This is a genomic window from Alteromonas confluentis (assembly GCF_001757105.1).
In the GTDB taxonomy this organism is placed as follows: Bacteria; Pseudomonadota; Gammaproteobacteria; order Enterobacterales; family Alteromonadaceae; genus Alteromonas; species Alteromonas confluentis.
Map to the genome: position 1 here is coordinate 1 of NZ_MDHN01000002.1, position 26,873 is coordinate 26,873.

The 26,873-nt window shown below is 47.9% G+C and carries 22 protein-coding genes; 9 read left to right on the forward strand and 13 right to left on the reverse strand.

Features of this window, described 5'->3' with window-relative positions; translation table 11 throughout:
• Positions 1-136: 136 nt before the first annotated feature.
• The gene (locus BFC18_RS00155) at positions 137-1,573 is read right to left on the reverse strand and encodes an IS1182 family transposase (RefSeq protein WP_070123173.1); all 1,437 of its coding nucleotides are present in this window, start codon (positions 1,571-1,573) and stop codon (positions 137-139) included.
• A 376-nt stretch (positions 1,574-1,949) separates the two neighbouring features.
• Between BFC18_RS00155 and BFC18_RS00160 the strand changes: the two genes are divergently transcribed.
• The gene (locus tag BFC18_RS00160; RefSeq protein ID WP_070123174.1) at positions 1,950-3,296 is read left to right on the forward strand and encodes a Fic family protein; all 1,347 of its coding nucleotides are present in this window, start codon (positions 1,950-1,952) and stop codon (positions 3,294-3,296) included.
• Between the two features lie 281 nt (positions 3,297-3,577).
• On the opposite strand, the gene BFC18_RS00165 is transcribed toward BFC18_RS00160, so the two are convergent.
• The 3 genes from BFC18_RS00165 to ubiD form a co-directional block, all read right to left on the reverse strand.
• The gene (locus tag BFC18_RS00165; RefSeq protein WP_070123211.1) at positions 3,578-4,912 is read right to left on the reverse strand and encodes a M28 family metallopeptidase; all 1,335 of its coding nucleotides are present in this window, start codon (positions 4,910-4,912) and stop codon (positions 3,578-3,580) included.
• 80 nt (positions 4,913-4,992) lie between these two features.
• Entirely contained in the window at positions 4,993-5,688 is a 696-nt protein-coding gene (gene fre, locus BFC18_RS00170; RefSeq protein WP_070123175.1) for an NAD(P)H-flavin reductase, read from the reverse strand.
• Between the two features lie 240 nt (positions 5,689-5,928).
• Positions 5,929-7,398, reverse strand: coding sequence for a 4-hydroxy-3-polyprenylbenzoate decarboxylase (gene ubiD, locus BFC18_RS00175; RefSeq protein ID WP_070123176.1), 1,470 nt, complete (start codon positions 7,396-7,398; stop codon positions 5,929-5,931).
• Positions 7,399-7,649: 251 nt separating this feature from the next.
• On the opposite strand from ubiD, the gene BFC18_RS00180 reads away from it, so the two are divergent.
• Positions 7,650-7,895, forward strand: coding sequence for a TIGR02647 family protein (locus tag BFC18_RS00180; RefSeq protein ID WP_070123212.1), 246 nt, complete (start codon positions 7,650-7,652; stop codon positions 7,893-7,895).
• 154 nt (positions 7,896-8,049) lie between these two features.
• Positions 8,050-8,679, forward strand: coding sequence for a tetratricopeptide repeat protein (locus BFC18_RS00185; RefSeq protein WP_070123177.1), 630 nt, complete (start codon positions 8,050-8,052; stop codon positions 8,677-8,679).
• A gap of 37 nt (positions 8,680-8,716) precedes the next feature.
• Here the strand turns inward: BFC18_RS00185 and BFC18_RS00190 are convergent, their stop codons facing one another.
• From BFC18_RS00190 to BFC18_RS00205, 4 genes are all read right to left on the reverse strand, one after another.
• On the reverse strand, positions 8,717-10,300 hold the full coding sequence (locus BFC18_RS00190) for a cisplatin damage response ATP-dependent DNA ligase (protein WP_070123178.1): 1,584 nt from the start codon (positions 10,298-10,300) through the stop codon (positions 8,717-8,719).
• Entirely contained in the window at positions 10,300-11,325 is a 1,026-nt protein-coding gene (locus tag BFC18_RS00195) for a ligase-associated DNA damage response exonuclease (protein WP_070123179.1), read from the reverse strand. Before BFC18_RS00195 ends, BFC18_RS00190 begins: the two co-directional genes overlap by 1 nt.
• A 217-nt stretch (positions 11,326-11,542) precedes the next feature.
• Positions 11,543-13,900 (reverse strand): xanthine dehydrogenase family protein molybdopterin-binding subunit, encoded by a 2,358-nt coding sequence (locus BFC18_RS00200; protein WP_070123180.1) that lies wholly within the window; start codon positions 13,898-13,900, stop codon positions 11,543-11,545.
• A gap of 5 nt (positions 13,901-13,905) precedes the next feature.
• The gene (locus BFC18_RS00205) at positions 13,906-14,448 is read right to left on the reverse strand and encodes a (2Fe-2S)-binding protein (protein WP_070123181.1); all 543 of its coding nucleotides are present in this window, start codon (positions 14,446-14,448) and stop codon (positions 13,906-13,908) included.
• A gap of 315 nt (positions 14,449-14,763) precedes the next feature.
• Here BFC18_RS00205 and BFC18_RS00210 point away from each other — a divergent pair, with 315 nt between their 5' ends.
• From BFC18_RS00210 to BFC18_RS00220, 3 genes are read left to right on the forward strand one after another with little or no spacing between them, the layout of a single operon-like run.
• Positions 14,764-17,220, forward strand: coding sequence for a ligase-associated DNA damage response DEXH box helicase (locus tag BFC18_RS00210; protein WP_070123182.1), 2,457 nt, complete (start codon positions 14,764-14,766; stop codon positions 17,218-17,220).
• Between the two features lie 3 nt (positions 17,221-17,223).
• Positions 17,224-17,925 (forward strand): ligase-associated DNA damage response endonuclease PdeM, encoded by a 702-nt coding sequence (gene pdeM, locus BFC18_RS00215; protein ID WP_070123183.1) that lies wholly within the window; start codon positions 17,224-17,226, stop codon positions 17,923-17,925.
• A 36-nt stretch (positions 17,926-17,961) separates the two neighbouring features.
• Positions 17,962-18,363: a hypothetical protein gene (locus BFC18_RS00220; RefSeq protein WP_170826542.1), complete on the forward strand. Its 402-nt coding sequence runs from the start codon at positions 17,962-17,964 to the stop codon at positions 18,361-18,363.
• On the opposite strand, the gene BFC18_RS00225 is transcribed toward BFC18_RS00220, so the two are convergent.
• The 3 genes from BFC18_RS00225 to folM form a co-directional block, all read right to left on the reverse strand.
• Entirely contained in the window at positions 18,360-19,253 is an 894-nt protein-coding gene (locus BFC18_RS00225; RefSeq protein ID WP_070123185.1) for a carbon-nitrogen hydrolase, read from the reverse strand. The two genes, BFC18_RS00220 and BFC18_RS00225, sit on opposite strands and share 4 nt — an antisense overlap.
• Positions 19,246-20,313 carry an agmatine deiminase family protein gene (locus tag BFC18_RS00230; protein WP_070123186.1) on the reverse strand — a complete coding sequence of 356 codons (1,068 nt, stop codon included), beginning with the start codon at positions 20,311-20,313 and terminating at the stop codon, positions 19,246-19,248. The genes BFC18_RS00225 and BFC18_RS00230 overlap by 8 nt, the downstream gene beginning before the upstream one ends.
• 84 nt (positions 20,314-20,397) lie before the next feature.
• Entirely contained in the window at positions 20,398-21,111 is a 714-nt protein-coding gene (gene folM, locus BFC18_RS00235; RefSeq protein ID WP_070123187.1) for a dihydromonapterin reductase, read from the reverse strand.
• 119 nt (positions 21,112-21,230) lie between these two features.
• On the opposite strand from folM, the gene folE reads away from it, so the two are divergent.
• The gene (folE, locus tag BFC18_RS00240; RefSeq protein ID WP_070123188.1) at positions 21,231-21,917 is read left to right on the forward strand and encodes a GTP cyclohydrolase I FolE; all 687 of its coding nucleotides are present in this window, start codon (positions 21,231-21,233) and stop codon (positions 21,915-21,917) included.
• Between the two features lie 81 nt (positions 21,918-21,998).
• On the opposite strand, the gene BFC18_RS00245 is transcribed toward folE, so the two are convergent.
• Both BFC18_RS00245 and BFC18_RS00250 read right to left on the reverse strand, forming a co-directional pair.
• Complete coding sequence (locus tag BFC18_RS00245; RefSeq protein ID WP_070123189.1) at positions 21,999-22,208, reverse strand: FmdB family zinc ribbon protein; 210 nt, start codon at positions 22,206-22,208, stop codon at positions 21,999-22,001.
• A 283-nt stretch (positions 22,209-22,491) separates the two neighbouring features.
• Positions 22,492-24,450 carry an alpha-amylase family protein gene (locus tag BFC18_RS00250; protein ID WP_070123190.1) on the reverse strand — a complete coding sequence of 653 codons (1,959 nt, stop codon included), beginning with the start codon at positions 24,448-24,450 and terminating at the stop codon, positions 22,492-22,494.
• A 321-nt stretch (positions 24,451-24,771) separates the two neighbouring features.
• Between BFC18_RS00250 and BFC18_RS00255 the strand changes: the two genes are divergently transcribed.
• Entirely contained in the window at positions 24,772-25,992 is a 1,221-nt protein-coding gene (locus BFC18_RS00255) for an MFS transporter (protein WP_083272834.1), read from the forward strand.
• On the forward strand, positions 25,979-26,863 hold the full coding sequence (locus BFC18_RS00260) for an ROK family protein (RefSeq protein ID WP_070123192.1): 885 nt from the start codon (positions 25,979-25,981) through the stop codon (positions 26,861-26,863). The genes BFC18_RS00255 and BFC18_RS00260 overlap by 14 nt, the downstream gene beginning before the upstream one ends.
• The last annotated feature ends 10 nt before the right edge of the window (positions 26,864-26,873 follow it).

Here is a 26,873-nt window from a genome sequence, read left to right on the forward strand (position 1 = left end):
TTGGTCCAGACTGTGTGAAAACACACTTGCTTGTCGAAGGCGATGAATATCCATATTTTGAAATCGTCGAAGAAGATTTCGATCGCGATTTTCTACAACACCTGAATTTACCGGAGGCGAGTCAGATTGTCAGGGATTATCCTTCTCTGATGGCTTTTGTTAGTGCCTGCACGCCCATAATTGCCATCATTCTCTTCATGTTGTAAGCAAGAACATGGAGACTCATCTCGGTACTGACGTTTTTGAATCGTCTTGTCAGAAAGTGAGTTGCGCCCATCCACATTTTTATCGTCCCGAAAGGGTGCTCAACAGTTTGTTTTCGGATCACTGGTGTTTCGGGGGCGTTTGCTAGACGTTCCAGCATGGCTTCAGCTTCTGCCTCATGAATCCAGCGTTTCATTCGTCTTGGCTCGCGCTTTGAGGTGGTACACTGGTTCCGAATTTTACACTCCTTGCACGCGTTATGATTGAAGTAGACATCTAATTCCAAACCATCTTCGACGGTTCTCATTCTATTTATCATTTCTTCGCCAGCAGGGCAGGAATAGATATCTTTAGTGGGGTCGTATTTGAATTTGGAGCGATTGAAGATACCCTTTCTTTCCGAGCCAGAGGTATCTGTTTTAGGGACTAAAGTTTCAGCGCCAAGGTCCAGTGTCGCTTTGATATCCTGACGGCTGTAGTAGCCTTTATCTGCCAGAGAAGTGATATCTTTTCTATTTAATATTTCTTGCGTGAGTTTGGTCATCCTTGCTAGCTCGCCACGGTCGTTAGTATTTGTAACATCATGACAGACAATAAGATGATGCTTTGTATCAACCGCGCTTTGGATGTTATAGCAAACTTGGCGTTCCATATTTCTGGTTTTAAGCAATCTGGCATCGGGATCGGTTAGTGATACCTGTTTGTCTGGGTGCGCTTCTACTACCCGCTTCATTTCCTGTAATTCACCTAGCCTTTTCTTAAACCAAGCCAGTTTATCCTTCACCATTCTTACTCGATTATCTGGAACTTCTTTGCGGTCTACTTCGTCAAGCTCCAACAGATATTTAGAAATTTTCGCCTCAACGCGAGCAATCAGGTCATTGGCTTTCTTAGACGTAAAGTTATTCGTCTTACTGTTTACGGCTTTGAATTTACTACCGTCAATGGCGACAACGCCCTCACTGAACATATTCAGCTCTCGACATAAAATGACAAAATGACGGCAAGCCAACTTGATTCCTTCGCCGTTATCACGTCGGAAATCAGCGATAGTTTTAAAGTCCGGCGCTAAACGTTCCAATAACCACATGAGTTCAAGATTACGGTTGGTTTCTGTTTCCAGTCGACGAGAAGATTGAATACGGTTGAGATAGCCGTAGATATAAAGCTTTAATAAAGTGGCTGGGTGATAACCTGGGCGGCCCGTTGATTTAGCCTGAACACGTTCAAAACCTAATTCTTGCAAATCAAGTTCATTGACGAAAACGTCAACAATACGAACGGGGTTATCTTCACTGATAAAGTCATCCAAAATCTCTGGGAATAAAGTCGCTTGAATACGACATTCTCCTTTAATGTGATTCGTCATAATCAGTCATCAAAGTTCATTAACATGCTGATTATTATATCAATTAACTACCGAAACAATTAGATTACTTGATCATAATAAGCGGCTTTTTAGACCAAAAAGTGATCAGCGTTTTCACACAGCCTGGGTCAGAAGCGGACATTAGGCCGAATGGCCTCAAACGCCAGATTGCACGTAAAGCACACATTTTACTTTTCCTGAGAAAAAACACCGAATATGGTTCAACTATAGGATCGCTCACTGTTATGTATTCTTTATGTAAGCAGTGCTTTCATAAGCCTAATGGGGTGCATAAACGCAAATTTTAAAATTTGCGTTTTAAGTGTTTTTACACCACTATACATACATTATTTTCTATTTTTTCGAAGAGTGAGTTATGGCCAAACCAAGAGTTGAAACTCCTCCACCATTGAACTTCCCTGATGATTACGAGGAAATATTCCCACTTTTGGATCAGTGTGATGTAACTGATGCAAAAGGGCGTTATCTTCATTGGAGTCAGTTTAAGTGGAGAGTGGACAAGAAAAATGCAGAGAGTTTGTGGAAAGCTGTAAAATTTAAAAGAATGTCTCAATATAAGCCCATAGGGCTGAATGACGAAAATGGCAAGCCATTCGTTTACTGTACTCCACATTCTATGGAAGCTTTATTATACCAATTAGTAAAAATTACTGGCGGCAACGTTGGAGCTGTTGCAGATTCAACCGCTAGTGACAGCTTACAGAGCAGATTTCTAGTATCTTCCTTGATAATGGAAGAGGCTATTACAAGTGCGCAACTAGAGGGTGCTTCGACTACTAGAGAAGTAGCAAAGAAAATGTTGGAGGAAGAAAGAGAGCCTATTGATGAAGATGAGCGAATGATTCTCAATAATTATCTTCTTCTCAAATATGCAGAGCAAAAGAATAAAGATGATTTGACGTTAGATATGATTTTGGAGTTTCACAGGATTGCTACCCAAGGTACAACGGAGAATAATGTTGTGCCTGGGGAGTTCAGAGTGCATAACGATATTTATATCGAGGATGGTGATGGTAATGTAGCACACCAACCCCCTGACTTTAATCTAATCGAGGGTCGGCTAAAATTGTTGTGTGATTTTGCAAATCAGGATCACTCTGGACAAGGTGGCTGTGACTTTGTTCATCCACTTATAAAAGCAATCGTGCTTCATTTTATGATTGGTTATGAACACCCGTTTAGGGATGGGAATGGCAGAACTGCTCGAGCATTATTCTACTGGTTTATGCTAAAAAGCGAATACACACTCTTTAAATACATCTCTATCAGTAAACTTTTGAAAGAAAAGCCAAAAGATTATGGCTTATCATATATGTATTCTGAAAAAGATAATAACGACTTAACATATTTTATTTATTTTCAACTAGATACGATATCCAAAGCATTCGAAGAATTAAAAAACTATCTTAACTATAAAGTCTCAGAATTTAAAAAAATATCTGAATCTTTAGAAAAAACAGTTTGGGGAAATGCTCTGAACTTTATCCAAAAAGATTTAATAAAAAAAGCTGTCAAAGAACCTGGAAGAATATTTTCGATAAAGGAAGTTTCTAAGTCTTATTCGATAACGGACAATACTTCTAGAGCATATTTAAATAAGCTTACTGATCTTAAGTTGTTTTTGTCCACTAAAGATGGAAGGAGAACCATTTATATTGCTCCTTCAGATCTCCTAAAAAAGCTAAATACATCAAAAATATAAGTATAGAAAAAGTTGGGGCGTGTGCGCGATGCGTACACTGGGACGCAAACATTTACGCATAAAGATCCTTCCACACATACGTACTCTTTGTCTAAGAGATATATGCGTCCGCAATTCGCTCAAACCAGACTCAGTCTTTCATCGACCCATTGCTTTCAGGTTTTGAAATTCACAAAACCAGTTCAAACTGAACCCTGCAAGTTGAAATCGGCTAGGATATAAAATGCAGGCTAACTGGCGGTTAGCCTGCGAAATGATTAATTGGCAGAGTACCTGCGATACTAGTCGCCGAAACTGCCTGCCGCGCCGGGGTAAACCACCGGGCTTTCAATGCCGTCTTTACTCACACTGGCAACACCGAAAAAGTAGTTATCAATAACAATGTTTTCCAGTGTGGTTTCTGTCACGTCGCCAACATATTTACTGTATTGCCATTGCGGGGCATCGGTGTAGCGCCAATACACTTTATAACCGGCCAGTTGCGGGTTTTGTTCTGCATCGGCGGCTTTCCATTTAAGTGTTGTGGATGGCTGCACCGCCCCTTCGATAGACACATCAGCCGGTGGCGTTGGAGCCCAAGACATGGCAGCTAAACTTACCGCGTTCAGGCCGGTAAGTTTCGCCGCATAATCAAAGTTTACGCCGTCCAGCGTGTCGCCATATACGATGCCATCTTCGGTGCGTAAATCCTGATGCTGTCGGGTATAGTTTTCGTTGGTTTCCATGATGCGGATACCGGGATAACCCAAATCATTGAACGGGCGATGATGACCACCACGACCATAGCGATCAAGACGATAAATCACCATGGCATCAAGGTTTTCGATGTACTGGTCTGCGATTTTGTCGATGTAGCGGGCCAGGTTTCTGCTTGGTGAGTCTACTTCTCCGCCGGTAAACCGACGAAGGCGGGATTCTGCTTCGGTTTCAGTCACCCGGGTGCCCTCAGCAAACAAACGTACAGTACTGTTATTGATAACGCCATTTACGCCTTCAATGTTGCCAATCATGTCGTTGTTCAGTACTGCTTTTAAACGCCAGCCTTCTTCCTGCGCTCTTGCAGCGAGAATTTTACCGCCGAACAAGCCTTGCTCCTCACCAGAAAGCGCGGCATACACAATGGTACCGTTAAATTTATATTTACTCAGCACTCGGGCTGCTTCTAAGGTGCCGGCAACACCAGAAGCATTGTCGTTTGCGCCGGGGGCGTCAGAGGTGAAGTCCATAACGTCTGATACCCGTGAGTCAATATCGCCAGACATGAGTACGTAGCGTTCTGGATCGGTAGTCCCGCGCTGAATGGCAATCACGTTTACCACTTCTACGGGGTTCGGAATTCGCTTTTCACCACTGATGGTTTCACCCACTGTGATGACTTCCAGACATCCGCCGCAATTGGCAGAGATTTGTTCGAATTCTTTTTTGATCCAGCGGCGGGCGGCGCCAATGCCACGGGTATCTGATTTTGTCTCAGATAATGTATGGCGGGTGCCGAAATTTACCAGTGTGGTGATGTCTTGTTGTATACGGTCTGCAGAAATTGCCTTAGCAATATCGTGTAGTCGTGGGTCGTCGTTGGTGGTAGGCGCTGCTATCGCTGAAGCGGACAGCAGCATCGTAGTAGCAACCAGTGTGCGTGGTAGCATAAACACTCCTTCAAGCCTGTTGTAAGTGCCACGCTTATGGTTGCGTGGCTTTATATGAAGGCGTAGGCGTCACCGAAGAGTTTATCGGTAGTCAGGCCACATTTGGCGAAATCATCTCTGGCGACTTTGGCCATTTCGAAACGCCCAGCAATGTAAACCTGTTTGTTGGATAAATCGGTGTGGTCTGTCATCACAGCTTTGTGAACCCAACCGGTTTTACCCTGCCAGCCTTCTTCAGGAAATTCTACTACCGGAGCAAATGTGAAGTTCGGGTGCTTAGCGGCTAATGCTGTTAGTTCATCGAATAGATAGAGATCTGACTGATTACGACCACCCCAGTACAAGGTGACATTTGCGTCAGGGTTGTCTTTCAGGGCTTGTTGCAGAATTGACCAGGTGTAAGAGAAGCCGGTACCACCCGCAATCAGAATGATGTCGGAGCCGTCGGATTGCAGATTTGCTTCACCGTGACCGCCGCTCAGCGTGATTTTACCTTCGCTACGCATTCTATCGAGCACTTCGGTGGCATACGCATTTTTCTCATCGGCACCAATGTGCAGTTCTATTCGACCGTTGTCAAAAGCCGGATTGGCAATGGAAAACGGGCGTTTATCTTTCTCGCCCATGTGCACCATGATGTACTGACCGGCTTTAAAATCCACCGGTTGTGCAGGCGTTAACTCAACTTTATAAACGACCTCAGTTAACGGCGAGATGGCCGTAACCTTACATTGAAATTCCGACATATTTACTCTTTGATTGGTTGAAGTTCTGACGCAGGCTGAGAGGGGAGCGCATGTGCAATTAAAACACGCGGTAAACCCATCCATGGGCTCTCCACCGCAGCATCCCTGCTGCGGAGGGTTTTAATTGCACACACGCTCCCCTCATAAACGCCTGTGTCGGGAATCTGACTCAATTTTCACAAATGAGCATCTGAACGAAGGCTTCGACAGCCAATCCTTCGCCCAGTCGCTCCACGCAATTTAGTCCATAATACCAAGACTGTCCCAGATGTCATCCACACGCTTTTTCACGTTTTCGTCCATTACGATGGGGACACCCCATTCGCGATCCGTTTCACCTGGCATTTTGTTGGTGGCATCCATACCCATTTTTGAGCCCAGGCCAGAAACCGGTGAGGCGAAATCCAGATAATCAATGGGCGTATTTTCGATAAGAACCGTGTCGCGGGCGGGGTCCATACGGGTAGTAATGGCCCAGATAACATCTTCCCAGTTACGGGCATCCACATCATCATCGCACACAATAACAAACTTGGTGTACATAAATTGTCGCAGGAACGACCATACACCCATCATGACCCGCTTAGCATGACCCGGATATTGCTTCTTCATGGTTACCACGGCCATGCGGTAAGAGCATCCTTCAGGGGGGAGATAGAAGTCGACGATTTCGGGAAATTGCTTCTGCAGAATGGGCACAAAGACTTCATTTAACGCTACGCCCAATACGGCAGGTTCATCCGGTGGACGGCCGGTGTAGGTGGAGTGATAAATCGGTTTTTGGCGATGGGTAATGTGGGTAACGGTAAATACCGGGAAGGTATCGACTTCGTTGTAGTAACCGGTATGGTCGCCATAAGGACCTTCAGGTGCGACTTCATCCTGTGCAATGTAACCTTCAAGTACGATTTCAGCACTGGCAGGCACCTGCAATTCATTGCTGATGGATTTCACCACCTCGGTTTTGCTGCCGCGTAGCAAACCCGCGAAAGCGTATTCAGACAGCGTATCGGGAACGGGCGTTACGGCACCCAGAATGGTTGCTGGGTCAGCACCTAAAGCCACTGAAACCGGGTAGGGTTCGCCGGGGTGCGTCTGGCACCACTCGCGGAAGTCCAATGCGCCACCACGGTGTGACAGCCAGCGCATAATCACTTTGTTTTTAGCGATGACCTGCTGACGATAAATACCCAGGTTCTGACGTTTCTTATGCGGGCCTTTGGTCACCGTTAGTCCCCAGGTGATCAGCGGTGCTGCATCGCCAGGCCAGCAGCGTTGAATGGGCAGTTTAGATAAATCTACGTCATCGCCAGTCAGCACCACTTCCTGACAGGGGGCTTTTTTCAGCTCTTTAGCTGGCATGTTCAGAACTTGTTTGAACACAGGCAGTTTTTCCCAAAGATCTTTGAGGCCTTTCGGTGGCTCAGGCTCTTTCAGGTACGCCAGTAATTTACCGACTTCCCGCAATGCTTCAACCGAGTTCTGGCCCATGCCCATGGCTACTCGCTCTGGCGTGCCAAACAAATTAAGCAGTACTGGTGTGTCGTAACCCTTGGGGTTTTCGAACAGCAGTGCCGGACCTTTGGCCCGCAATGTACGGTCGGCAATTTCCGTCATTTCCAGATTCGGAGCGACTTCCTGAGTTATTCTTTTAAGTTGGCCTTTGGCTTCAAGTTGCGCCAGGAAATCTCGCAGATCTTTGTATTTCATCTTGTCCGTGCTTCTCGCATCCTGAGGAATATGGCTGAAGTATACCATTTTAACTGACCGCCGGTTTAATGAGATTTTGTTCTCTCTCATAAACTTAATGGTTCGCTTCTTGTCTACTGACATAGTGCACTGTGCACAATTTTGACCTAAATTAATCTGGACAGCGAATGCAAATGGTAGTGTTATGGCAGTTGCCTACATTACTGTTCGCCAAAGTGCGGATTAACAACAATATCAATCAGGAGAATGTGATGGGTTTAATAGATCAGGACATGATCGATGAGTTAAATCTTCTTCTTAAGTTTCCGGCATCCAGCCTGATGCAGGGCCTCAAGATTCATCATGATGCCAGCCAGTCCGTAGTGCATGCAGCAGAACGGCTTTACTCCAAAGGCGTTATTACTCAGCCCGACGGTGGTTATCTCACCGACTTGGGGGTAGACCTCGCTGAGCACGCCCGCCATGTGCAGTCAGCACTTTCAATGAAACTGAACTAAGCTTAATTCTCGCTCTGTCTGCAACCCGGCCAGAGCGAACATTGCTGAATATTTGATCTTCAGATTCCGACTGGTTGGCCGATACTGAGAGTAGGCCGGTGTGTACCGGCACGCAATGTCGGTTTTCAATCAGGATTAGTTTCAGGTTTTTGTCATGATAAAACGCGCCTCTTCATTTCTTGTTATTGTTTTTTCTTCGCTGGTAAGCGTTTCACTTCAGGCCCAAGAACTGAAAGCAGTTCAACTGTACTCGCAGGATGAGCTCATAACCATGATTAATCAGAATACGCATCTAGAGCGAATTGTGGCTGATCGCTGCCAATTGAATCAGGATATTGAGGCCCATGCTGAGGTGTTAAAAGAACCTGCTTATCAATTTTTGTGGGGTGATATGTTGGCTTGGGGCGTATGTGTTGATGCTGATCCGGTTCGTGGCATCGGGTTTATGCGTGATGCCTCTGAACAAGGTTTACCGGCGGCCCTTGAACAACTTGGTCGTTATTATTCCAAAGGCACATTAGTGCAGGAAGACAAGCCTCGCGCAGTCATGTACCTGCGGGAAGCGTCGGCATTGGGCAATTTAAAAGCACAGTTACAATTGGCGCAGCTATTTGTTGATGGTTACGGCAGCCCCTACGACTATGAAGATACCTATCATTGGCTCTATAACGCCATTACCGACGACAAAAAAGTCCACCAGCAGATAGCCGGTTACCTTGCTGCGTTGGAAAAACTGATGCACCCTAAAGCGGTGCGGGCCGCGCGTCGCCCGTTGCAGAGCTAAGGTTTTACTTTCCAGCAGCACTACTTCTTAAAAAGCGCTAAGCGGTTTCGATTAACCCCTTTACCGATTCCAGCGTGTCGGCTTCAGCCGCGGGTTTGTCCCAACGAATACGGTGAATGCGGGGAAAGCGCATGGCCACACCTGATTTGTGTCTGCTGGACGGATGCACCGCATCGAAAGCGACTTCCACCACCAGTTCCTTTTTTACTTCCCGTACCGGCCCGAAACGTCCCACTGCATTGCGGCGTACCCAGTTATCCAGCTTTTTCAGTTCTTCATCGGTAAAGCCCGAATAGGCTTTGCCCACCGGAAGTAGGGTATCGCCTTCCCACGCGCCAAAGGTGAAGTCTGAATAAAAGCTGGAGCGCTTACCGTGACCACGCTGGGCGTACATCACCACGGCATCTATCAGCAGAGGGTCTCGCTTCCATTTATACCACAGCCCTTTTGGACGGCCCGGTATATAGGTGCTGTCTTTACGTTTCAGCATTAAGCCTTCAATGGCGGTATCTTCGGTGACTTGCTGATGCAGCTTTTCCAGTGCAGCTACATCAGTCACACTGTAGGTGGGGGATAAATGCAGTCGTTCTCCCGGATGCTTTTCAATGTAATCTGTCAAGCGCAGACGGCGTTCCGTTAACGGTAGGCCCATCAGCGATTCGCCATCAAGTTCTAGTAAGTCGTAAGCCATTACCGCTACCGGCAATGACTGCATGAGTTTTGCTGAGGGCTTTTTCTTATTTAAACGTTGCTGCAATTGATTGAAGGTATCGACCTTATCGCCGTGCATCACCAATAATTCACCATCGAGCACCAGATTATGGTCGATGGTATCCAGTAGGTCTGGAAATGAACCACTAATATCGTCACCGGTGCGACTGAACAGGGCTTTACCCGCCGGGGCTGATACCAGCTGCACGCGAATGCCGTCAAATTTAGGTTCAATCTGCCATTCGCTCGCGGCAAGTTTTTCCCGAGTGTCATCATCGATAGGGTGGGAAAGCATCACCGGATGAAAGGTAACGCGATCGGAAATGTCCGGCTTTGGCCCTTTGTTTTCCAACCAGCTCAACAGTTCGGTGTAAGGTGGCTCTACGCCATGCCAGAGGGCTTCAATTTCTTCTATGGGTACGCCACCATAGTTGGCAAGGATTTGCTTAATGCTGCGTGCAGAGACCCCAATACGTAATCCCCGTGTGCCCAGTTTAATCAGCGCCCAGCGCTGAGAGGCTGTCATGTTATCGAGTAAGGCAACCAGCAGTGGTTTCACCTCGGTGCGCTTCGCATTGCGAAACGTGTCCACCACTTCATTCAGGCCGGGGAGTTCAACATCGCCCGAAGGCGGAGTTTCCGGCTGCCACAGGTGCGCCACGGTTTCGCTCATTTCACCCACGTAGTCGTAACTCATGGCGAACAGGTTTTCGTCGATGCGTTCAAGCATCAAAGCCTTTATGGTATTGCGCTTAAAAAAATCGAATTTAAGTTCACCGGCGATGGCCGCCATTGCCCAGCCTCTGTCTGGATCTGGGGTGGTAGCAATGTAATGGGAAATCAGCGCGGCTTTGGCGTTGGTGCCGCTGGTAAAATAAAGCTGTTCCAATAAATCACTGAATGCTTCCATCAGCCCGTTTCCTCATCGTCATCGTAGCCGACCATGGAGAGCGCTTTGGCTTTAAAACCCATCAGGTTGGCCTGATACACCAATGCATCCTCGCGGCCGTGAGTCACCCACACTTCTTTTGGAGAAACTTCTTCGATGGTTTGTAGTAGCTCCGGCCAGTCACAGTGGTCAGAAATAATCAGTGGTAGCTCAACCTGGCGTTGACGGGCGCGGGCACGAATTTGCATCCAGCCTGATGCCATAACGGTGCGCACATTGGGCAGGGAACGAGACCAGCGATCAGCCAGTGCTGAGGGCGGGGCCAAAACAATTTCACCGGCCAAAGAAGACTTGTCTGCCACATCGTTCACCGGGATCAGCTCCCCCAGTTCAATGTCGTACTGTTGGTACAAATCACACAGCTTTTGTAACGCCCCATGCAGGTAAATCGGTTTACTGTAACCGGCTTCCCGCAAACCAATAATCACCCGTTGGCATTTACCTAGCGCATAGGTACCCACCAAGTGACAACGATCTGAAAAAACCGCCAGCGAGGTAAGCAGTTTATCGATTTCATGACTCAACGGCGGATGGGTAAATACGGGTAAGCCGAATGTGGCTTCGGTGATAAACACGTCGCATGGCACTATTTCAAACGGCGGACAGGTGGGATCGTGGCGGCGTTTGTAGTCGCCGGAAATCACCAGCCGGTAACCACGGTATTCCAGTAATACCTGGGTCGAACCCAGAATATGACCAGCGGGGTAGAGTGTCATTGTTACCGGATCGGTGTCGTTACCAAGTGTTACCGGTGAACCCATTCGTAATGCGGTGGTTTGCTCTGCCATTTCTTCACCGTAGCGGGTTTTCATGATTGCTAAGGTTTCAGCAGACGCGAAAACATGCTGGTGGCCTGCCCGGGCGTGGTCGGCATGACCATGGGTAACAACGGCACTGTCTACCGGCAGCATCGGGTCGATATAGAGCTTAGCAGGGTGACAATATAATCCCGCCTCTTCTACCGATATCCAGTCTTGTGGGTGCAAAGGTCACTCCGTTCGATGAAGTTTAATTTAGTCAGAGAGTGTGGGTTTATACGGAGGGAAGCGGGAAAAGGTGTTGTCCTGAAACGGTGGGGCTCTTAATGGTGCTCTCAATGGCGCATTCAATGCACGGGGAATTTGCAGCATACTCTTTGGAAAAAAGCCTCGCAGAGCGTGGTATCTCTGCGAGGCCTTATACATCAACGTTAACTCGATACTGTTACGACGATAACGCGGCTTTCACGTAGGCAGGCTTAAGAGGAAGTCGTCTGATTGGCTTTCCGGTAGCATCGAAAAACGCCCCGGCAATGGCCGACGACGCCAACGCGTTGGCACTCTCGGAGCCCTGACCATATATCTCTGCGTTGGCATCGGGGGCTATCACCACTTTTATTTCAGGTACTTCAGACATTTTCAAAATAGGGTATGAATACCAGTCCTGACTGGTTATCTTGCTATTATCGAAACTGACCTCTTCATGCAGTGCTTGCGATACCCCCATTATGCAACCCGCCTCGGCTTGTCTGCGTAACTGTAATGGGTTAACAACAATACCCGTGTCACTGACAAGGGTCATTTTCTCAACTTTTACCTCACCGGACGATGGCACAACGGCAATATTGGCGGCACAAGCCCAGTAACCATTGTCTCGCAACATAATGGAAACGCCGCGGCCCCGCACAACCTGTTCACCGGTTGATGATGCCTGAGGTGAGGGTGATGGGCGGGTCTCCCAATTGGCCTCATCTTTCAATCTTGTGAGTATGGCTTTGAAGCGGGGCTCAGTAGTATGAGCCAGTCGAAAATCAATGGCATCCATTCCAGCCAGTGCAGCAGCTTCACTCATGGCGGTTTCACGAGGGAAGTTCTGCTGGTATTGAATGGGTGTCCGCATAGAATGGTCGCGAATACCTATATTGGTGGGTGATTCCTTTTGACCTAATTGATACATGCCCTGGCCATTCTCAGACACATTATCAACAGCGCCATACACCCAGGCATCGGCGATAAAAATGGATGCACCATGCAGCGGGGACGGGTTATCAGGCGACGGTGCGCCAATGGTGTCAGTACCGGCAAGAATGGCGCCTACCGGTCGGTCATCCTGCATAGGAGGGCCGATGTGTAACGCTTTGTAGGAATTAATTTTTCCTTTCTCATCCAGACCGATAGCGATATCTGCAACCATGGTAGAGGAACTTGTGGACCATTGCATATCGTCCTGGCGCATCCATTGAACCCTTACAGGCACGCCAAGTTTAACAGACAACAACGCCGCTTCATCTTCTGATCCTGCATTACCGCCATTCGAGCGACCAAAGTGTCCGGGGCCAACATACGTTTTGATGATGACGTTGGCTTCGTCTTCTTTGAGCATTTTTGCAATGGCCATGCGCAGGAACTGGGGGTTTTGGCTGTGCGTATGTATTACCACATTGCCATTTTTCACTTCCGCCACTGATACCATCGGCCCGATGGGAGCGTGTTTATGGTACGGAACAAAATAATTGGCGGTAAGGGTTTTCGCTGACTTTATGTTCACGTCACCCTTTGAGGCTGAGCTGGTGATCTCAGCGACTTCGCCGGAATCTTTTTTACCGCGCAGGTATTGCTCAAGTTCGTCTGATGTCGTCGGAATGCCTTGCCAATCGGACCATTGTGTTGTGGGCGCAACGGCCATAGCGGCCTTCACGGCTTCCCATTCATTGTCAGACACAACCGCGAGTAAGTTGTTAATGGTCACTAATTTGGAATTCGGGAATTTGGTGTTATCCAGCGTTCCCGGTTTGATCAGTGTAGAGCCCAGTGTGGCCGGATGGATCACACGGGCATGCACCATACCCGGTAACTTCACATCTCCTACCCAGATATTATCGCCACGCACTTTTGGTGGCGTGATGGGGTTTTCAAGAGGCTGGCCAATGGTGGAATATTCACTTTTAGGCTTGAACGGCGGTTCACCGGTAACCACAACTCCCCGGAAACTTGTTAGTTCTCCGCTTACCGGAATTTCCAGTGAAAGCACATTGTTTGCGACAATTTCGCCGTAACTCAATGCTTTGCCACCAGCGGAAAGTTGGCCTTTATCAATGGTGATAGCACTAACTGAAACGTTTAAATGTTCGGCTGCAATCACTTTAATGGCTTCGCGAGTATACGCAGCCGCTTTTCGCAAATTCTGAACATTGCCGCGTAGAAGCCCAAAGGTACCACCACCATCTGGGGTGACGTCGGTGTCACCCCAAATTACAGTGGTGATATTTTCAACGGGGAGGCTGAGTTCTTCTGCGACAATTTGTCGGTAAGCAGTAAAGATAGAACTTTGACCAAAGTCACATTTACCGGTACGGATTAATGCGGTGTTGTCTGCGTGTATTTCAATCCAGCTGTTGGGTTTGCTGGCATCTAACGACGTGGACTGAGCCGTGGTTTGTGCGGCAGCAAACCCAGGATTCACCACGACCGAGGTAACCAGTGCGCCTGCTCCCCCTAAAAAACGGCGGCGACTTAACTTAGCGCCGTGAACGAGGTATTGGGATATAACATTGCCCGCTGGATTTTTAACGTTTGACGACATTCGAATTACCCCTTTTGACTTGTCATGGTGATAATTTCGTTGTCACCAATCAATTGACTGGCTCGCTTAATCCCATCTTTAATTGCCGCATAGGATCCGCAGCGACAGAGGTGTGGCGAGGGGCCGGATGTTGTCATCGCTTCATTAATGTCGCTGTCCGATGGTGAAGCGTTATTTTCCAGCAATTCGGTGGCTTTGATCATCATGCCATACTGACAAACGCCGCATTGCGGAACCTGCTCGTCAATCCAGGCTTGTTGCACCGGGTGCAGGCGATTGGGGTCGTTAGCCAGCCCTTTCTGTTGTTGCCAACGAGAGGGTAAACCTTCAACCGTGGTGACTTGTTTTCCTTCTAAACTCACAATCGGTGTAATGCAGGCACGGGTCTCTACACCATCAACCAACACTGAGCAGGCACCGCACTGCGCCATCCCGCAGCCGAACTTGGGTGTCATAACATCAAGCTCACCGCGTAAGACATACAGCAATGGCGTGTCTGCCGTAGAGGTGACCTTTTTGGTTTCACCGTTTATCGATAATGTAACCATCCTGCATATTCTCCTGCTCACGTTTAGTGGAAGTTCGATTGTTCATTATGAAAAAACAAAGCATAGCCCTAAAGCCAATTTTCCATACTACCAATATAGGACTTTGTTAAATTAATGAAAAATCAATCATGCTTTCATTATTTAATTTCATTGGTCTAAAAAGACGGTGTAAAAGTTTATGTCATCTGTAGCTATGTGAAATCAGTGCTTTAACGTCAAAGGTTCCGGGACTTACCTGCCAGCCAGTGCCAGAATTCCTGTTGTCGTATTCAGTGAATTAAACCTCACCTTTATTTGTGCCGTAGAATGCTATTAATGAAAACGGCAAAAAGACTTCCCCCTCCTTTCTACCAGTGGCTACGAAGCAAAGGCTGGCAGCTGCGCGATTATCAGCGTCAGATGCTGTCGGCGGTTGCTCAGAACAACGCTACTTTATTAATTGCGCCTACCGGGGCGGGTAAAACCCTTTCCGGCTTTCTGCCCAGCCTTGCTGACTTGTATCGTCATCCCGTAGAAGGTTTGCATACGCTTTATATCTCGCCCCTCAAGGCTCTGACCAACGACATACAGCGTAACCTTACTGATCCTGTGGAAGCCATGGGTCTGCCGGTAACCATTGAATCCCGTACTGGCGACACGCCATCACACAAACGTCAGCGCCAGCGACGCAAGCCGCCGAATATATTGCTAACAACGCCGGAATCGCTGATGTTGTTACTGTCGTATGCCGACGCGCCAAAGATATTTGGTCACTTAAAAACCGTGATCTTAGATGAAGTGCATAGTTTGGTTGCGAACAAGCGCGGCGATTTTACCTCGTTGGCGCTGGCGCGATTGCAGAGTCTGGCGCCAGATATGCACCGGGTTGGCTTGTCTGCTACGGTAGCGCAACCTGAGGTTATTGCCGGATGGCTCGGCCGCACTGGCGAGCCTGCTGAGGTTATTCAGGTGCCGCAAACTGTGAAGCCTGACATTAAACTGCTGGATTCGCGGCATCGCATGCCGTTCGGTGGATTCATGGCACGCTATGCCATGGAAGAGGTATATGAAGCGGTGAAGCAAGCCGATACTGCGCTGGTGTTTGTGAATACCCGGGCTCAGGCTGAATTGGTGTTTCAGATGCTGTGGGAGGAAAACAAAGAAGGTTTACCCATCGCCCTGTATCACGGTTCATTATCGAAAGAGCAACGGCGGAAAACGGAAAGCATGATGAGTCAGGGCGTGCTTAGGGCCATTGTGAGTACTTCTGCGCTGGAGTTAGGCATTGACTGGGGCGATGTGGATCTGGTTATTCAAATTGGCGCGCCAAAGGGTGTGAGCCGATTGCTACAGCGTATTGGCCGGGCAAACCACCGGCTTGATGAACCCAGTAAGGCGTTGTTGGTGCCAGCTAACCGTTTCGAAGCGGTGGAATGTCGCGCGGCGATGAATGCGATTGCCGCAGGTGAATTGGATGGTGAGCCACTGCTCCCAGGGGCGATGGAAATCTTGCCGCAATTTATACTCAATTGCGCCTGCAGTAAGCCTTCTTATGCGGAAGAGATTTATCAGCAGGTACTTGATGCTGCGCCTTATCAAAGTGTGAGTGAAGAGGAGTTCAATAAGCTTTGGCAGTTTACGGTTGATGGTGGCTATGCGCTGCGAGCCTATGAGCGCTATCAGCGCATGGAGCAAAACGAAGATGGCTTATTTAGCCCTGCGTCAAAGCGCGTTATCCAGCGACACCGACAGAATATAGGTACCATTGTTGAAGCTGGACGGCTAAAAGTAAAACGCATCCGCCGGGGCAATCAGGGCAAAATTATCGGCGAGGTGGAAGAATACTTTGCTCAGCAATTAGTGCCCGGCGACACCTTTTTGTTTGCCGGTGAAATACTGAAGTTTGAAGCCATCCGAGACATGCAGTTGCACGCGAAACCCACCAAAGGCGGTGAACCAAAAATTCCCAGCTACGCCGGTGGGCAGATGCCTATGTCTACCTTTCTGGCAGAAGGGGTCAGGCACATTCTGGATAAACCGGAAAGCTGGAAAGCGTTACCTGGACAGGTGCAGGAATGGCTGGAGCTGCAACAAGCATTCTCGGCTCTACCTGATATGAACCGTGTGCTCATTGAACAGTTTCCCCATCGCAAAGCCAATTACTTGTTGTTCTATACCTTCGAGGGCCGCAAGGCTAACCAGACACTGGGCATGCTGATGACCCGACGCATGGAAAAAATGCGTCTTAAACCGTTGAGTTTTTCTGTGACCGACTATGGTTTGTCTGTTTGCCTGCTTGAGAAGGTCGATGTAGGTAAGCTCCGGAAACTGTTCCAGCCCGATATTCTGGGCGATGAATTGGAAGACTGGATGCTTCACGCGCCCATGCTGAAGCGTTCATTTCGACAGGTTGCAGTGGTAAGCGGGCTCACCGAACAACACTACCACAGCAGCCACAAAACCATGAAGCAGGTGACCTTTTCTACCGATTTGATTTATGACACTTTGCGGGAGCATGAGCCGGACCATATTCTGCTGGCAGTGACCCGGGCGGATGCTGAGCGTGATTTGCTGGATTTGCGTCGCCTCGCTGACATGCTGATCCGGTTCGATGATAAAATGCATTTTATGGATTTGGAGAAGGTGTCGCCCATGGCAATCCCAATCGTACTGGATGTGCGCAGCGAGCAGGTTAAAGGCGCTGGCGCTCACGCCATTATTGAGCAGGCCAGTTTATATCAGGAGGCTGAAGACATGATGGCCGATATCAGAGTATTGCTGAGCGGTAACTAAACAATGGCAATCACTGATACCTGGCTACATGGTGAAGTTGCGGCCAACCGTGTTTTACCCGTTAAGTTTGCAGGGCAGCTTTTTCTGCTAGATGCGCGGGGCGTACTTTACTGCCCGCAACGAGACGCGCTGGTGGTGTCTGATTTACACCTTGAAAAAGGCAGTTTTCTTAGCCGATTTGCTAATCCGTTGCCACAACTCGATACCCGCTCAACACTACTACGATTACAGTGCATCATTGCCGATTATTCGCCCCGGCAGGTGATCTGTCTGGGCGACAGCTTTCATGACGCAGACGGCTTTTATCGGATGTCGGAAGAGGAACAACGGTTGCTGTCTGTGTTGGTATCGCGATGTGTAAAATGGATGTGGGTATTAGGCAATCATGATCCCGCTATTCCAGAGCAGGCTGGCGGCCACAGTGCGCATTATCTGGAATGGGATGATATGGTGCTATCTCACGAGCCAGAGGCGGGCAATGCATTTCAATTGGTGGGGCATTACCACCCGAAAGTCAGAAAAACCGTCTCCCGAAAACGATTCTCTGGAAAATGTTTCGTGCACAACGCCCGTGTATTTGTCATGCCCGCTTTTGGTCAGTATACCGGTGGATTGGATATCGAAACTGAACCAATGAGGGCGCTATTTGAAGGCAAGGCTATGGAAACATTTTTATTGTTCGAAGGCGGCATCTACAAAGTGTGAACCGGCCGTTGGTACAGTAGCTCTGCGGCCCTTTAATTGGCTATGGTTGCGGAAGATATTAAGCTTTCGGAATGCGCCATGCACACCCACCGACATTGTCCCTATTGTGATGAAACTACCGTTTGTATGAAGAAGTTAGCAAACGATGGTGAAACCCTTTGCCGTCACTGTTACCAAAGGATTCGAGTTAATCCGTTTATGAAATACAGTGTGCCGCCCCTCATGGTGGTGTGCACATTTCTGCTTTTTCAATTCAAGATAATGATTGCGGGAACAGTGCTGTTTTTTCCTACTATTATCATGATTGCGGGATGGAATATTATTGCGGTTCGTTGGTTTGTGCTGTCGACCATTGCCGATGATGATTTTCCGCCGCCAGCGAAAGCACCAAAATCACGCTCTCTGGCTGGCACCAGAGAGCAAGCTGCTGGAGATTAGTCTCTCCAGCGTTTGGTTAAATCTTCATAAGCGTCAATACGGCGGTCACGGAAGTATGGCCAGATGCGCTTCACTTTTTCCGTTCTTTCCATATCCAGCTCAACAGATAAGGTTTCTTCTTTATCGGCGGAAGCGTGAGCCAGTACTTCACCCTGAGGACCAGCAATAAAGCTTTGACCCCAGAACTGAATGCCCGGATCACCGTCAATCGGTGAAGCTTCAAAACCGGTTCGGTTTGCCACAATCACTGGCACCGAGTTGGCAACCGCGTGGGCACGCTGAATGGTATGCCATGCGCCGTGCTGTCGGCTGCGCTCTTCTTCGGTATCCGTCATATCCCAGCCGATAGCGGTGGGGTAGAACAGTAAGTCAGCACCGGCCATAGCCATTAAGCGGGCAGCTTCTGGATACCATTGATCCCAGCATACCAGCACGCCAAGTTTACCTACGCTGGTTTGAATTGGTGTAAAGCCCATGTCGCCAGGGGTAAAGTAGAATTTCTCGTAAAAGCCAGGATCATCTGGAATGTGCATCTTGCGGTATTTACCGGCGATTTCACGGCTACGGTCAAAAACCACAGCTGTATTGTGGTACAAACCTGAACCGCGCTTTTCAAATAACGATGTCACCAGCACGATGTTGTGCTTTTCTGCCAGTTCGCCAAAAAAGTCGGTTGCCGGGCCGGGGATCGGCTCCGCCAAATCGAAGGCATTGGTATCTTCTTCCTGACAAAAATACAATGTGGAATGCAGCTCTTGCAGCAAAATACATTCACAGCCTTCTGCTGCCAGCTTGGCTACCTGCTCGGCGCTTTTATTCCAATTCGTTGCTTTGTCATTGTCGGCAACAGATTGTTGTACCAGGCCGACTTTAAGAGTTTTCTTAGTCATAAACAGTGACTCCTTGTTTGAGTTGGGCCAGGACAGATGGCGTTAATGTGTTTGTCGGCACTTGCATAGAAATACAGTGCAAGCTACCGAACTGACGAACCAGTGTCGCACAGTTTACTGGAACCACGTTGTGTCGAGGAAACGCGGCTTCAGCAACCGCAATGGCGGCATCATCTTCCGGCTGACCATATACCGGCAACAACACCGCATTATTACAAATCAAAAAGTTAGCGTAAGACGCTGGCAGACGCTCATTGTCGTCGTTAAACATTTCTGGCAGCGGCAGACAGTATTGCTGGTGGTCAGGAAATGCAGCTGTACACTCTTCGCATAGTGCTTTTAAGCCTTCGAAGTGGGTGTCGTCAGGACGATTATCGGCAGCTTGAATAACCAGGCCATGATCGGGTGTGAAGCGAACCAGCGTGTCTACGTGGCCATCAGTGTCATCACCTTCAAGGTGGCCCTGATGGAAAACGGTGAAACTACTGCAATCGAGCATGCGGGTAAACTCGGCGTCGTAATCGGCCAGCGTGATATCGCCATTACGTTTTGGATTCAGTAAACACTGTGCGGTAGACATCAACCTGCCTTGAGCATCAATTTCCAGCGCACCGCCCTCGGCGACAATCTTACTGGTGAGCAATGGCAACTGACACAGCCGTGCCAGATAGCGCTGATTCACCTGGTTATCGCTGGTCGCGTTGAATTTCTGGCCCCAGCCATTGAATTGAAATTCTACTGGCTGACCTTTCATTTCTTCGTTTTCAGATACCTTGCGCGTAAGAAACGCATAGTCTCGGGCCCAGGTATCGTTGTATTCAGCCGGAATGATGAGCACCCGGGCATCTGCGGCCAGGCGCGCTTGAACATCGGCAACATCATCAGCGCGACATAACAATATAACGCCAGCGGATGCGGCATTGATTTGTTCAATCACGGTTAAATAGGTTTCGCGCGTTTCCTCAAGCCACGGAGCCCAGTCAGTTTTATCGTGGGGCCAGGCGAGAATAACAGCGTCGACGGCTTCCCACTCAGGAATTAGTGGAGAAGTGCTTTTCATGATGTTGCTTCCAGTTAGTCAATTAAATAACGGGCGCAAGTATACCCTTAGTGTTTTCGGCAACCAAAACAAATGACGTTGAAATCAGTTGAATTTAAGATGGCGCCCGCCGTTTACTTGTAAGGTTTCTCCGGTAACGTACGTGCTGTTAAGCAGATAGTTCACCGCATCAACGGCCGCTACCGCGCCGGGCTCAGTTTGCATCAGCGATTTACTCAGTGCTTTTTCCTTGTAAGCGGCATCATCGCCGTCGTTAAACATTAATAGGGCTGGGGCGATGGTATTAACTTTTACATGGGGCGCTAACATTTGTGCAAAAGACAACGTGAGATTATGCAGCGCGGCTTTGCTGGCGGCATAGGCTAGGTGCTTCTCGCTGCCGACAGACTGAACAAAGTCGGTGATATGAATAATGTCTGCCGCTTCCTGCTGAGTATTGAGTAACGCTTTTAAGCCCATATTCATTAAATAGGGCGTTTTCGCATGTACTTGCATCATGCTGTCAAAAAGACTGGCGTAGTCACTGGTGTTTTTTTCAGAGTTCCATTCCGATGCATTATGAATGATGGCGCGTAAGCCCGTTGTGTGCTTTTTCACCGCTTCAATGCATTCCGCTATGCCCTGGTCGGTGCTAAAATCCGCGCAAATTGCCACTGCCCCGGCTTTTTCGAGCTGTGCTATTGAGGCTTTATGGGTGCGGTATGTTACAATTACAGGATAATTGTTGCTCAGCAGGTTTTCTGCCAGAGCTAAGCCAACACGCTGGGAAGCGCCGGTGATGAGCACTGGATTAGGCAAATCGAACTCCTTGGGTGATAAAATGTCCAATATGAAACATTTGTCATCTAATGAATTAAAGTGGTCTGTAATTATAGCCTTTACGTTAAATCTCAATCAGGCTATTTCGGAAATTGTTAATGTTATCAAATGAAGCAGTGGTAGTACGTGATGCTCTTGAACCTGGATTGTCGGCTTCGGCGATCATGGTAAGAAAGGCACTTGAAGATAAAGGTCTGGAAACGCCAATGGTGCGTAACGGCTTATCTGATGATGAAAAACGTGCACGGATAGAAGCCGCTATGACTGACATTATGGATACGCTAGGCCTCGACCGCGCAGACGACAGCCTGGCTGATACTCCAGCACGTATTGCCAAAATGTACGTGAATGAAATTTTCAGTGGCCTGGACTACCGTAACTTTCCTAAAATTACGGTTATCGAAAACAAGATGCAGCTTAATCAGCCGGTTCAGGTTTCGGATATTAGTTTAACGAGCACCTGTGAACATCACTTTGTCACTATTGATGGCACAGCAACGGTTTCTTATATTCCAAAGGATACGGTAATTGGGCTATCAAAACTGAATCGCCTTGTCGGTTTCTTTGCACAGCGCCCTCAGGTTCAGGAGCGTTTAACACAGCAGGTGTTGGTCGCTATTCAAACACTTGCGGGAACCGAAGACGTAGCCGTGACGATTAATGCTACGCACTATTGCGTAAAAGCGCGGGGTATTCGGGATACGAATTCCTATACGCGCACATCAGCGCTTGGTGGTCAGTTCCTCACCGACCCACTACTGAGACAAGATTTCTTCCGCAACTAGTTGAAAATAAATATTAAAAAAGCCTGATTCTTGAGTCAGGCTTTTTTTTGCTGATTGATTCGAGAAAATGAAGAAGAAAGCTTATCGGTAAGCAATTTCAGAAGAGGCTAAGGATACAATCAAATTGATTTTTTCGCCGATACCGTCGGCAGGGACAACTTCTAACCTGGAGTCACATTTCGCACACTGGGTATATTTTTCCTGATACATCTCGCGGAGTGTATCTAATTGAAGCGCGTTGATATGACCACAGTGCGGGCAGAGATATTCTTGCTCGTGGGTAGCATTCATAATAATTCCTTAATCGTAGATGATAATCCGATTTCTAATCCGTGAAATCGTTACTGCAAATTGTGTGACAACATTCAGTACCGCTCAGTATCCTGGTGCTGTTTATCATTTTGCAAACTGCATCCGTGTTGAATAACGGCTTTAAACAAACGATAAAAAGCGGCATTGAGGCTAGTATAGCGCAATTACAGAATTGTAAAGAACCATTCACCACAAATTTTCAATTCATTACGATAAAATGCAGCGAAAGTTTCGTTTGAGGAAAAAATAATCGAAACTGACGCTATTTAGCGTCAGTTATCCACCAGGAAAGTTGATAAGGTTCAAGGGTGAGTGTGTTTTCCTTGCCGGTAAGCTGACCGTCAGACAGCAAATCCTTCATCGCACAACGTTGAACCATCGTCAGAATGTCACCGCTTATATTCTGTTGTTGTTCACTGAAGTTACAAAGACCAAGTAGCTTTTCACCCGCGCGGTTGTAACGTACAAACCCAAAGCAATGCACATTCCCCGTATCCAGAATTTGCGTATTAGCATCACCAAAAATGGCATTTTGCTTTCTTATGGCCAGCATATTAGTGAGGCCGTTAAAAACAGTGCGCTGGCATGCATGTCGTAAATCTGCCGGATCGGCTTTTTGGTTCAGCACGTTAGCTATTTGCTCGTTGGTTACCGCAATACGATTTACCCAGCGATCATCGTGCTTTTTACTCGGGTCCTCGCGATAGCTGTAGTCATTCAACAAACCTAACTCGTCGCTGGAATAAAGCAGTGGAATGCCGCCAATGGAGAATGTGATGCCATAGAGTAAAAGCATGCGTTTAATCGCCAACTCTATTTCAGCAGGGTCGAGAATGATCAATGCCTTCTCAAGCCCACACAACGAGGCCAGTGAGCCACATACCCGGCAGTCACCATTGGATGGGTTTTCTGCAAATGGCACGCCGCTGGCGAAAGAGCCGTCAAAGCGACCGGTGAAGAACTGGTTGAGGAAGAACCGATGATCATGGGGATTCATGGCGAGTTCGTGAGCGACACCGTCATCAAATGTCCAGCCAATGTCATCATGGCAGCGAACGTAGTTCACCCAGGTAGTATTTTGCGGAATACTGAAACTCTTTTTAAGCGAGCGGGTGAGTAGACGGGTTTTTCGCGTTGCCAACGAGTTCCACAACAATGCCATAAGCAACGGGTTGTAAGACAATTGACACTCGTCTTGATGGATATATTTGAGTACTTCGTCGGGGTGAACGATGGCTTCAGATTTGAATACAACAGCAGGCGCAACGATTTGCAGACAAGCATTGAACGCTTGAATCAAGCGGTGTGCATTTGGCTGGTTTTCGCAGTCAGTACCAAGATCTTTCCAGATGAATGCCAGGGCATCTAAGCGTAAACCGGCACAACCGATATTGGCGAGGAAGAGCATTTCACCCACAATGGCATTAAAAACAGCTGGGTTGCTGTAATTTAAATCCCATTGGAAGCTGTTAAAGGTCGTCCACACCCACTTTTGTATCGTCTCGTTAAAGGTGAAGCTACCACGGCGTACTTGCGGAAAAATTTCGCGAAGATGTTGCTCGTAAAGATCAGGCACCGTGCGATCATCAAACAAATAGTAGAAATTCTGGTAGTTTTTCTCACCATCCAACGCAGCTTTGGCCCACGGGTGCTCATCTGACGTATGGTTAAATACAAAGTCCAACACCAAGTCGATGCCTTCATCAAGCAGTGCCGTCGACAGTGCTTCCAATTCCTTCATGGTACCCAGCGAAGGGTTAACTTTACGATAATCCGATACCGCGTAGCCGCCATCACTGTCACCTTCCGGAGAAGCATACAGTGGCATGAGGTGAACATACGTTACCCCCAGTGCTTTGAAGTACGGAATTTTCTGATGCAGATCTTTAAGAGTGGGGCCGATTAAGTCCACATAGCATGCCATGCCGACTTGTTCTTCGCTGCGATACCACAGAGGATTTTTTTCCTTTGCCGTATCTTGCTGCTTTAATTTCGCCTTGCGGCTCTTGGTGCCGTCGCGAAGCAACTCGACCAGTTTTTGCAAATGATAATAGCAGTCAAACTGATGGCCGTAGACAGTCGTATAGCGCTCGAATAATGCAGGAAAGTGTTGATCGAGGCGTTTTAGAAACAGCGCGCTGTCGCGCTTACTCAGCATAGACAGGTCGAGGGACTCAACTATTCTTTCTAAACACTGTTTGCTGTCTGCGGCGTAATTCATTTTCAACTCCCGGACGAAACAGTATCGAATAAGACTTGCTTCGTTCACATAAAATTCACAACGATGTTTACAGATTTAACCATGTCTGTTACCTTATCTTAAACGATTAAGTTGTTTTTGCAAAATTTTATAAATGCCTTTTTGCTCAGTGACTACAGGTTGTGCAGAGCGATAGGGTTTGTGACAAAGAAATAATGCGTGTTAGTTGTTTCTTTTGTGATGATAAAACTATGTTAATGGGTCGGCGGTTCGATCAATTATTTCAGAGGCGGCAGTATGCAGCAATCTAACAGTCAATTTATACGCTGGTTAACCTATCTGATGTTCATGATGTTTGCGATGACATCGGATTCAGTGGGTGAAATTATAAAAGAAGTGAAAGTTGCCTTTGAAGTAACTAACGCGCAGGCCAGTCTGATGCATTCCTTGCCCATGCTTGGCATTGCGCTGTCTGGATTATTGCTCGGATTCCTAGCTGACAGGTTAGGGCGAAAGACCACCATCGTTATTGGTTTAAGTGTTTTCGGGCTGGCATGCTACAGCTTTTTTATGGCCAACAATTTTGTGTTTATTGTTAGCCTGATGACCTTATCCGGTATCGCTGTGGGTATATTCAAGACCGGCGCTCTGGCACTTATTGGTGATATCTCTGGTTCAACTAAGCAACACACCGCTACGATGAACGGTGCTGAGGCCTTTTTTGGCGTCGGCGCTATTATCGGCCCCCTAATTGTGGCTTACCTTATCCATAAAGGCGTGCCTTGGCAGTATCTCTATATTATTGCTGGTGGTATTTGTACCTTGCTCATCGTTGTTGCTGTATGGGTGAAGTATCCCACTTATCAACCTTCTGCCCACAACAACGGCGAAAAGGTTACCGTGCGTCAGAGTTTGGCGCTGGTCAAAAACCCTTACGCACTGGGTTTCTCTGTTGGTGCGTTTCTGTATGTTGCTGCTGAAAGTGCAATTTATGTGTGGATGCCAAGTTATCTGGTGTGCGATGCCACTTCACTGAAAGCGACCTACGACTGTTACAGTGACGGTGCAGCCCGTACGTTAGCCATTTATTCAGTGACTGCGTTCTTTATTCTTCGTGCTGCCGGACGTTTTGTCGGTATTTGGATGATGGCGCATTTCAATTGGGCGCTGGTGTTACTGTTATTCAGTGGTGCCATTCTGGTTTGCTTTGTTGGCGGTCTGGTTGGCGGCAAACAAGTTGCGTTGTATCTCTTCCCATTGACCGGCATCTTTATGTCAGTCATTTATCCCACGTTTAATTCAAAAGGTATTAGTTGCTTCCCTCGTCACCAGCATGGATCGGTGGCGGGTGTTATCCTGTTCTTCACTGCAGCCGGTGCCGCTGCTGGGCCATTCATCATGGGCGTAGTGAGTGACGCAATGGGTGGCGATGCGAAGTATGGTTTTATCGTTGCTACAGGTTTCGCTTCGCTACTGTTTGCCGGATTATTATTTAATTATCTTCGTAACCCCACGCAGCAAAGGCTGCAACAAATTGAGGCAAGTGACTATGGCACTGCGTGATCCGTTTTATGCTGTCATCGAAGCCGGTGGTACAAAATTTAATTGTGCGATTGTCGATGAAAACCGGAACATTATTGAAGAACTGCGAGTCCCCACTACCACGCCGGCCGAGACCCTTTCGGCTTGCGTGGGCTTCTTCAAGCATCAAAAAACGCTTGGCAGAGATTTCAGTGAAATGGGCATCGCCAGTTTTGGTCCGCTGGACCTAAAACCCGATTCGACCTATTGGGGTTACGTAACCAAAACGCCAAAACCGAATTGGAGCTTTACATCCGTTGCACCCTATCTAGGTGACGCCCTTGGATGTCGGGTTGCTATTGATACCGATGTGAACGCGGCAGCGATGGCAGAGCATCGCTGGGGTGCTGGTCAAAACGCCAATGTGGTGATTTATGTCACTGTTGGGACCGGCGTCGGCGGCGGTGTCGTCATTAACGGTAAACCGCTACATGGTTTGGTTCACCCGGAAATCGGCCACTTTAAGGTCATTCCGCCGGCAGGCATCGAAGGGGTTTGCCCGTTCCATGGTAACTGTGTTGAAGGTTTAGCGTCTGGCGCCGCTTTAGGTAAAATCTGGGGGCAACCGTCAGAAACCCTCGGTGATGACCATGAGGCGTGGGACAAGCTCGCTGATGTACTGGCACAGCTTAGTCATAACCTGCTGGTAGGCTTCAGCGCCGAAAAAATTGTATTTGGCGGCGGCGTTATGCAGAAAGACGGCATGTTAGAGAAGATAATCGCTAAAACGGCTGACAGTCTGGCTGACTACATTGTTTTTCCAGATGGAACCGGGCTAAACGACATTATCGTATTACCCGGTCTGGGCACGCGTTCCGGATTACTGGGTGCGTTGGCTTTGTTAGATAGCTAAGACGTTGACG